Origin of the sequence: Sphingomonas sp. ATCC 31555, from assembly GCF_000282895.1 — a bacterium.
Classification (GTDB): Bacteria; Pseudomonadota; Alphaproteobacteria; order Sphingomonadales; family Sphingomonadaceae; genus Sphingomonas.
This window is the reverse complement of the sequence record NZ_ALBQ01000044.1, coordinates 120401-129211: the sequence shown is the minus strand read 5'-3', so window position 1 is coordinate 129211 and position 8811 is coordinate 120401. Positions and strand designations below refer to the sequence as shown.

Here is an 8811-nt window from a genome sequence, read left to right as displayed (position 1 = left end):
GGACATGCCGCTTTCCCTCAGACGGCCTTGGTCGGACGCTTACGGCTGTTCGGATGACCCAAGGTCCCGCTCTCCATATAGTTTTTAGCGACTCTGCAGCCGAATCGTTGCGGCAAGCACTCCAAATCGCCGAGCGCGACGAGCAAGTCCTAGGTGTATTCGATGATTTCAGCTTCGGACCCATATCTACGGGTGGCGAAGTGGACCGCGCGCGGTGGGTTAAGGAGGTATTAGGCTATTGCGGGTGGCAGGAGGTCGTCGATGAGACAACCCAATCGTTGGAAGTCGCTCGTTCGTCTGATTTTCGGATAATCGCTTGGGTCTCATTCAATTACGTACGAAGTTATGCGGGCTTTCTGTGGTGGTTATCTCAAACGGAACAACTACCGTGTTTTGTAATGAACGTTCCCAGTTCATCCCTCTATTATGCGGAAGATATAACGGAGCTTCTGGGTTCTGAAGAGTCGCTTACGGCAAAAGAACGGGCGCGTCGGGTTGCGCAATGGCGCATCCTGCAATCTGAGGATGCTCCGCTTCGCATTATCGTCGGGGATCATCTCATCTCGGCACCTTTGTCGGAGTTCGACGCCTCTCTAATAGCTGTCGCGACGACCGATTGGCAGCCGATGGCCAAAATTGTTGGGAGAGTTTTGGGAAATTTCATCGAAGAGGACGTCCATCAAGCGGAAGCCTTCTTTTTGGCGTCTCGGCTTGCCGATCTTGTCGAGGCAGGCGTCTTGGAACGGCGGGGCGACATGTCACAAATGCGTGGGTGTCAATTGCGTCTCGCGTCATAGGACGCGAACTAAGGAACGGCCGCTAACCACCCAACTCCGGGCATTCGGTGCGACCATCGCCCGCACAGTTGCGGGTGCGGCACCATCTTGCGGCTGCGCTATCGTTCTCTATATGTACCAAAGCCTCGCTCTTCGGGGCTGCTCTTTGATATCGTTTGCCAATGCTCCTGCCTGCGAAGCGAAACGCTTCGCCTCTTTGGCCGACTTCAACGAGCTGGCGCATGCCCGATCCTCCAGAAGCCTAAACTTCCTAAACTTCACACCTCATTCGTCGGCGCGTGGCGGCGCCTGCGAAAACGCGCACGAGCCTAAACTTCCTAAACTTCACACCTCATTCATCGGCGCGTGGCGGCGCCCGCGAAAACGCGCACGAGCCTAAACTTCGTAAACTTCACACCTCATTCGTCGGCGCGTGGCGGCGCCCGCGAAAACGCGCACGAGCCTAAACTTCCTAAACTTCGCATCTCTTCGTCGGCGCGTGGCGGCGCCTGCGAAAACGCGCACGAGCCTAAACTTCCTAAACTTCACATCTCATTCGTCGGCTCGTGGCACAGCCCGCGAAAACGCGCACGAGCCTAAACTTCCTAAACTTCGGTCGGGGATCACCGCACTGGCGTGGCGGTGCTCTGGCCGTTTCCGCCTTCACCCGCGGCTTGGAAGCGCCGAACGGCCCGCACGCGCTGATCAAACCGCCGTCGGCCGGCTCAGCACATACCACGCGCCCCCCAGCATCGCCGCCGCCACCCCGGCCGCCAGCCAGGGCCCCGGCCGCGCGCCCCAGGCGAACAGGCCGTAGCCGAGCGCCATGCCCGCGCACGCCAGCGCCTTGCCCTTGCGGGGGATCGCGCCCTGTTCGCGCCACGCCACCAGCGTGGGCCCGAATCGCTTATGCCCGAGCAGCCACGCCTCCAGCCGTGGCGAGGAACGGGCGAAGCAGCCCGCGGCAAGGATCAGGAAGATCGTCGTCGGCAGCAGCGGCAGCAGCGCGCCGATAAAGCCGAGGCCCATGAACACGAACCCCAGCACCAGCCACAAAGGCCGCGACAGCCGCCCCCGCCCTGTTTCCGATTCGCCTTCCTGCCCCGTCATGACCTGCCCTGCTGCCGCGAATCGCTCGCAGCACCCATAGGGTAAACGCCGCAATCCCGCGCGCCAGGATTGACAGCGCCGCACCGCTCCCGCAGCGGCAGGCCATGGCCGACCTCCTCGACGTGCTCGAACAGACCATCCGCGACCGCCGCAGCGGCGACCCCGCGACCAGCTATGTCGCCAAGCTCACCGCTCGCGGCCGCGCCAAGATCGCGCAGAAGCTGGGCGAGGAAGCCACCGAAGCGGTGATCGCCGCGATCCAGGACGATCGCGCCGAGCTGGTGAAGGAATCAGCGGACCTGATCTTCCACCTGCTCGTGCTGCTCGCCGATATGGGGCTGAGCCTCAACGATGTCCGCGCCGAGCTGGCGCGGCGCGAAGGCGTATCCGGCATCGCCGAAAAGGCGGCGCGGGGGGCGTGAACCTGCCGGCCCTTCGATCCTCCCCGTTGCGGGGAGGATCTGAACCACGGAGCAACCAATGCCGATCGACCCGACCAAGCCCTATGACGACCAGAACATCTTCGCCAAGATCCTGCGCGGCGAAATTCCGGCGAAGAAGGTCCATGAGGACGACCACGCTCTCGCCTTTCACGACATCGCGCCGCAAGCGCCGCACCACATCCTGGTGATTCCCAAGGGCGCCTATGTCAGCTGGGACGATTTTTCGGCCCGCGCCTCCGAGGCGGAGATTGCGGGGTTCGTCCGGGCGGTCGGCAAGGTGGCGCGCGAGGCGGGGTTCGTCGAGCCCGGCTACCGCCTGCTCGCCAATACCGGCTTGGACGCCGGCCAGGAGGTGCCGCACCTGCACGTCCATATTTTCGCAGGGCAGCCGCTCGGTCCGATGCTCGCCCGGTAATTGCGCCGGAGCGCAACATTGTTTCGCATCGGCACGCCGTAAGGGATTGCGCACGGCGCGTTTGCGGTTAGGCTCGCGCCTTTACCAATTTGGGGGCGGCGCAACGCTCGCCGCATAGGGGACCATGCAATGATATTCGGGCGCGTAAAGCCTCTCGATGCCATTCTAGCCACAGCCGAAAAGAAATCGCTCCACCGCTCGCTCGGCGCCTTCCAGCTGACCATGCTGGGCATCGGCGCGGTGATCGGCACCGGCATCTTCGTGCTCACCGCCGAGGCGGCGCAGAAGGCCGGGCCGGGCATGATGATCTCGTTCGTCATCGCCGGCTTCGTCTGCGCAGTGGCGGCGCTCTGCTATGCCGAAATGGCAGCGATGGTGCCGGTCTCCGGCTCCGCCTACACCTACAGCTATGCGGTGATGGGCGAACTGGTCGCCTGGATGGTCGGCTGGGCGCTGATCCTCGAATATGCAATCGCGGCGGGGGCCGTCTCGGTCGGCTGGTCCGGCTACATGATGGGCTTCATCCAGCATAACTTCGGCATCGAAGTGCCGCTGGCGCTGATCCGCGGGCCGTTCGACGGCGGCATGATCAACCTGCCTGCCATGGCAGTCGCCGCGATCGTCACCGCGCTGCTGGTGAAGGGTACCAAGGAAAGCGCCACGGTCAACGCGGTGCTGGTCGGCATCAAGATCCTTGCGCTGGCGATGTTCGTGATCGTCACGATCCCCGTGCTGAAGACCGGCCAGTTCACCCCCTTCGCGCCGCTCGGCTTTGCCGGCATTTCGGGTGCGGCTGCCTCGATCTTCTTCGCCTATGTCGGGTTCGACGCGGTGTCGACCGCCGCCGAAGAGACCAAGAACCCGCAGCGCAACATGCCGATCGGCCTGATCGGCAGCCTCGCCATCTGCACCATCTTCTACATGCTCGTCGCCTCGGGCGTGATCGGCACCGTGGGCGCGCAGCCGGTCTACGGCCCTGCCGGTGAAGTGCTGTCGCCCGGCACGCCGGCGCTGTCGGAAGCGTGCCGCGCGCTGTCTGAGCAGGCGGTGGTGTGCTCGAAGGAAGCGCTGGCCTGGACGCTGCGTTCGATCGGCCATCCGTTCCTCGGCTGGCTCGTGGGTGCTGCGGCGATCATCGCGCTTCCCTCGGTGATCCTGATGATGATGTTCGGCCAGACCCGCATCTTCTTCGTGATGAGCCGCGACGGTCTGCTGCCCGAATTCTTCTCGCGCGTGCACCCGAGGTGGCATACGCCCCACGTCATCACCATCCTGACCGGCATCTTCGTATCGCTGTTCGCAGCGTTCTTCCCGGTGGGCCTGCTCGCGGACGTGTCGAACTCCGGCACGCTGTTCGCCTTCGCCGCGGTCTCCATCGCGGTGATCGTGCTGCGCAAGACCGATCCCAGCCGTCACCGCCCGTTCCGTACCCCGGCGATCATGGTCACGGCACCGATCGCGATCGCCGGCTGCGTGTATCTGTTCTTCAGCCTCTCCGGGCCCACGATCACTCTGTTCTTCGGCTGGGCCGCGATCGGCTTGGTCGTGTACTACGCGTACAGCCGGTCGCGCAGCCATGTCGGCCGCGGCATCGTCGATGTGCCGGAAGTCGATGCCGACGCTCCGCCCCAGCCGGTGCCGCCGATCGGCGACGCGCATACGCCGGGCTACAAGGACGCCTGATCCCCGGATCGGCACGCACAAAAAGAAAGGGCCGGAGGAGCGATCCTCCGGCCCTTCTTCTTTGGGTGAAGCCGAACGCCTCAGCCGATCTTGGCGGCGGCGAGCGCCTTGAGGTCCTTTTCGGCGCGCGCGCCATAATGCTGGATGATCTCGGCGGCGCAGATCGCGCCCAGGCGGAGCGATTCTTCCAGTCCCTTGCCCTGCGCCTGCCCATGCAGGAAGCCGGCGGCGAACATGTCACCCGCACCGGTGGTATCGACCAGCGCGCTGATCGGCTCGGCGGAAACCTCTACCCGCTCGTCGCCCTGCAGCGCGATCGCACCCTTCTCGCTGCGGGTAACGACGAGTAGCGGCACCTTGCCATGCATATGCTGCACCGCCGCCTCGAAGTCCTCATGCTGGCACAGCGCCAGCAGTTCGGCTTCGTTGGCAAACAGAATATCGATCAGCCCGCCATCGATCAGCTTGCGGAAATCATCGCCGTGGCGCGAGATGCAGAAAACGTCGGACAGGGTGAAGGCCACCTTGCGGCCGGCGGCGCGGGCGATCTCGATCGCCTTGCGCATCGCGGCACGCGGCTCTTCCGGATCCCACAGATAGCCTTCGAGATAGAGGATCGCGCCGTTGGCGATCAGTTGCTCGTCCAGCGCGCTGGCGGGGAGGAACTGCGAAGCGCCGAGGAAGGTGTTCATCGTACGCTGGCCGTCCGGCGTCACGAAGATCAGGCAGCGCGCGGTGGTCGGCTGGCCGGGGCGGACCGCAGTGTCGAAATGCACGCCCGCCGCGCGGATATCGTGCGCAAACACGGTGCCGAGTTGGTCGTCGGCGACTTGGCCGATGAACGCCGCCTTGCCGCCGAGCGCGGCGATTCCCGCTACGGTGTTCGCCGCCGAGCCGCCGGAAACCTCGCGACCCGGACCCATCTTGGCGTAGAGCGCATCGGCCTCTTCGGGCGAGAACATCAGCTGCATCGAACCCTTGGGCACGCCGATCGATTCGATGAAGGCGTCGTCGGCCTGGGCGAGGATGTCGACGATGGCGTTTCCGATCGCGACCACGTCAAAGCTGGGGTTGGTCAAGGTTTAGGGCTCCAATAGTATTGGACGTCGCCGTAGAGAGAGGCCGCAAAGAGTGCAACCGAGGGAACGTCGCTTGAACCTAGCCCGTATCGCCAAGCCATCCGTACCGCTGTTCGCGCTGCTGCTCGCCGCCTGTTCGGGCACGGTCCCAGCTGCCCGTCCGGCCCGGCCGCTGGCGGCATCGGAGGTGCCGGTGCCTCGACAGCCTGCCAATCTGTCGCCGGTGCGTGGACTCACCGTGCCGCAGCTGCTCGCCCGGTTCGGCCAGCCGCGGCTGGACGTAACCGAGGGCAAGGGGCGCAAGCTGCAGTTCGTCGGGCCAATTTGCGTGCTCGATACCTATCTGTATCCCCCCGAACGGGGCAGCGGAGAGGCATCGGTCACCTGGGTCGATGCCCGTCAGCGCGATGGCAGCCCCCTCGATCAGGCCAGCTGCGTTGCGGCCCTGACCAAGAGGAAATAACACCTCGCTCGCGGGAGGGACGCAGGCGGCGGCTGATCACCTCACGGCAATAGGATCGTCGATCCCGTCGTCTGCCCGCCCTCGATCGCGCGGTGTGCCTCCGCCGCATCCTGGATCGCGAAGCGCTGGCCGATCTCGGCCTTGATCGCGCCATTCTCCAGCATCTCGAACAGTCGCGCGGCGCCAGCAGCGCGCTCCTCGGGGGTCACATAATAGTCGAACAGCTTGGGCCGGGTAACGAACAGCGAACCATGCTGATTGAGCGCGGCGAGCTTCACGCCCTCCACCGAACCGCTGGCATTGCCATAGCTGATGATCAGCCCTCGCCGCGCCGCCGAGGCCAGCGAAGTCTCCCACGTCGCCTTGCCGATGCCGTCGAACACCACCCGCACGCCTTCGCCGCCGGTAATCTCGCGCACCCGCACCGCCACATCGTCCTGCCGCGAGAGCAGCACATGGTCGCAGCCGACCGCGCGCGCCTTTTCTACCTTGGCTTCATGGCCAACCGTGCCGATCACCGTCGCGCCGATCGCCTTGAGCCACGCGACGGCGATCTGGCCGACGCCCCCGGCGGCGCTATGGACGAGCACCGTCCAGCCCGGCTGCACTCTGGCGGCGCGCTCGACCATGAACTCGACCGTGCATCCTTTCAGCAGCACCGCGGCAGCGGTTTCGCTGTCGATGTTTTGCGGCAGCTTGAACAGGCTCTCGGCCTTGACGTTGCGCACCGTGGCGTAGGATCCGAGCGCCGGCCCGAACGTCGCCGCCCGATCGCCCACCGCAAAGCCGGTGACGCCCTCGCCCACCGCCTCGATCACACCCGCCCCCTCGACGCCGATGCCGGAGGGGAGCTCGGCCGGATAGACGCCGGTGCGGTGGTACACGTCGATGAAGTTCAGTCCCGCCGCCTCGGTCCGCAGTCGCACCTCGCCCGATTCGGGCGCGCGCACATCCACGTCGACCCATTGCAGCACCTCGGGTCCGCCGGTCTGCTCGAACCGCATCATCCGTTCCATCAAAAGTCCCTCGTTTCTCAGTGCACCGGCCACACGGCCATGATCAGCGGCGTGCCTACCAGCAGCACGAGCAGGGACAAGGGTGCCCCCAATCGCGCATAGTCCCCGAAACGATACCCGCCCGGCCCCATCACAAGCGTGTTGCACTGGTGGCCGATCGGCGTGAGGAAATCGCAGCCCGCGCCCACGGCGGTGGCCATCAGAAACGCCTCGGGCCGATAGCCGAGCTGGCCTGCGAAGGTCGCGGCGATCGGGGCCATCACCAGCACCGTCGCGGCGTTGTTGAGGAACGGCGTCACGGCCATCGCCGCCGCCAGGATCAGCGCTACCGCCCCCCACGGGGGCATGGTCGCGGCGAGATAGCCCAGATTGTCGCCGATCACCTTGCTGGCCCCCGTGGTGCGCAGCGAGTCGCTGACCGGGATGAGAGCGCCGAGCATCACCAGGATCGGCCATTCGATATGGTCATAGGCTTCGCGCACCGGCAGTGCACCGAGCAGGATGGTAAGCCCCGCCGCCGCGAAGAACGCGACAGCCACCGGCACATAGCCTGTTGCCGTCGCCGCCATCGCCACGCCCAGGATGGCCAGCGGCAACAGCCCTTTGCGGGCGCTGCCGAGCCGCAGCTCGCGCTGGGCGAGCGGCAGGCAGCCCAGTTCGCCCAGCCGCTCGAACAGCAGCGCCAGCGGGCCTTGCAGCACGATCACGTCGCCGGCGCGCAGCTCGATATCGCCGAGGCGTGCCGACAGGCGCTCACCCTGGCGCGATACTGCAATGAGGTTGACGCCGAACCGCTCGTGCAACCCCAGCCGCCCCGCAGTGCGACCGATCAGCGTGGAATCGGTGCCGATCACCGCCTCGATCACGCCGACTTCGCCGGTGCTGCCATCGGGCTGGGCGCGCTCCTGCCCCTCCAGCACCAAAGCGTCGGTGGCGATCACCCGCTCCAGATCATCGGGCGCGCCGGTCAGGATCAGCACGTCGTCGACGCGAAGACGGTTGTCCGGGAAAGGTGTGCTACGGATACCGCCGCGTAAGATGGTGGTGACGGCCACGGCTTGGTCGTGGCGCTCGCGAAACTCGGCGACCGTCTCGCCAACTGCCGCCGACCCTTCGGGCACGGCGGCTTCGGTCACATAATCCTCGATGTCCATCGCCTCGCCCAGCGTCGGCGCGGCGCGGCGGTCGCGCGGGATCAGCCGATAGGCGAAGCGCAGGAAGATGAGGCCGACCGCCGTCAGCCCCAGCCCCACCGGCGCATAATCGAACATGCCGAAAGGCTGGCCGGTCATTTCCTCGCGCACCCGGCTGACGATGATGTTGGGCGAAGTACCGATCAGCGTGATCAGCCCGCCAAGTAGCGAGGCGAACGCCATCGGCATCAAGAACGTGGCGGGCGAAGCCTTGGAGCGCTTCGCCATCTGGAACGCTACGGGCATCATGATCGCCAACGCGCCGATATTCTTCACCAGTGCCGAAGCGAAGCCGACGCTGGCGCTGAGCAGCAACAACTGCGAACGCACGCGCGTCACCCTGCGCTGGAGCAGCAGCATCGCCCGCTCGATCACACCCGAACGCTGCACGGCGGCGGAAAGGACGAGCGCCGAGCCGACGATGACGACGATATCGTCGGCGAAGCCGGTGAACGCCTCTTTCGGCTTCACCACCCCCACAGCCAAGGCAGCGAGCAGCGCCAGCACCGCCACCATGTCGTAGCGCAGCCTCCCCCAGATGAAGAGCAGCATCATCCCGGCCAGGACGATCAGGGAAAGAATTTGGGGATGGGTCACGCAAACCTCGAAGGCGAAGTCGGGCGGAAACTCGCC

9 protein-coding genes are annotated in these 8811 nt (G+C 65.4%); 5 read left to right on the top strand and 4 right to left on the bottom strand.

Features of this window, described 5'->3' with window-relative positions:
* Positions 1-797 (top strand): DUF3658 domain-containing protein (locus B215_RS21045; protein WP_237718470.1); only part of this gene is annotated, 797 nt, incomplete at its 5' end.
* 684 nt (positions 798-1481) lie between these two features.
* Here the strand turns inward: B215_RS21045 and B215_RS0116765 are convergent.
* Positions 1482-1886 (bottom strand): YbaN family protein, encoded by a 405-nt coding sequence (locus B215_RS0116765; protein ID WP_019370801.1) that lies wholly within the window; start codon positions 1884-1886, stop codon positions 1482-1484.
* Positions 1887-1990: 104 nt separating this feature from the next.
* Between B215_RS0116765 and B215_RS0116760 the strand changes: the two genes are divergently transcribed.
* The 3 genes from B215_RS0116760 (at position 1991) to B215_RS0116750 (ending at position 4427) form a co-directional block, all read left to right on the top strand.
* On the top strand, positions 1991-2308 hold the full coding sequence (locus B215_RS0116760; RefSeq protein WP_019370800.1) for a phosphoribosyl-ATP diphosphatase: 318 nt from the start codon (positions 1991-1993) through the stop codon (positions 2306-2308).
* A 58-nt stretch (positions 2309-2366) separates the two neighbouring features.
* Complete coding sequence (locus tag B215_RS0116755) at positions 2367-2744, top strand: histidine triad nucleotide-binding protein (RefSeq protein ID WP_019370799.1); 378 nt, start codon at positions 2367-2369, stop codon at positions 2742-2744.
* Between the two features lie 129 nt (positions 2745-2873).
* A complete protein-coding gene (locus tag B215_RS0116750; RefSeq protein ID WP_019370798.1) occupies positions 2874-4427 on the top strand; it encodes an amino acid permease in 1554 nt (517 codons plus the stop codon).
* An 80-nt stretch (positions 4428-4507) separates the two neighbouring features.
* Here B215_RS0116750 and B215_RS0116745 read toward each other — a convergent pair whose 3' ends face one another.
* Entirely contained in the window at positions 4508-5506 is a 999-nt protein-coding gene (locus tag B215_RS0116745) for an adenosine kinase (protein ID WP_026009356.1), read from the bottom strand.
* 73 nt (positions 5507-5579) lie between these two features.
* Between B215_RS0116745 and B215_RS0116740 the strand changes: the two genes are divergently transcribed.
* The gene (locus tag B215_RS0116740) at positions 5580-5969 is read left to right on the top strand and encodes a hypothetical protein (protein ID WP_019370796.1); all 390 of its coding nucleotides are present in this window, start codon (positions 5580-5582) and stop codon (positions 5967-5969) included.
* A 41-nt stretch (positions 5970-6010) separates the two neighbouring features.
* Here the strand turns inward: B215_RS0116740 and B215_RS0116735 are convergent, their stop codons facing one another.
* A complete protein-coding gene (locus tag B215_RS0116735) occupies positions 6011-6985 on the bottom strand; it encodes a quinone oxidoreductase family protein (RefSeq protein ID WP_019370795.1) in 975 nt (324 codons plus the stop codon).
* 17 nt (positions 6986-7002) lie between these two features.
* A complete protein-coding gene (locus B215_RS0116730) occupies positions 7003-8775 on the bottom strand; it encodes an SLC13 family permease (protein WP_026009355.1) in 1773 nt (590 codons plus the stop codon).
* Between the last annotated feature and the right edge of the window lie 36 nt (positions 8776-8811).

Coding starts and splice junctions, on each gene's coding strand:
- B215_RS0116765 (WP_019370801.1), bottom strand. CDS start 1,886: ATGACGGGGCAGGAAGGCGAATCGGAAACAGGGCGGGGGCGGCTGTCG.
- B215_RS0116760 (WP_019370800.1), top strand. CDS start 1,991: ATGGCCGACCTCCTCGACGTGCTCGAACAGACCATCCGCGACCGCCGC.
- B215_RS0116755 (WP_019370799.1), top strand. CDS start 2,367: ATGCCGATCGACCCGACCAAGCCCTATGACGACCAGAACATCTTCGCC.
- B215_RS0116750 (WP_019370798.1), top strand. CDS start 2,874: ATGATATTCGGGCGCGTAAAGCCTCTCGATGCCATTCTAGCCACAGCC.
- B215_RS0116735 (WP_019370795.1), bottom strand. CDS start 6,985: ATGGAACGGATGATGCGGTTCGAGCAGACCGGCGGACCCGAGGTGCTG.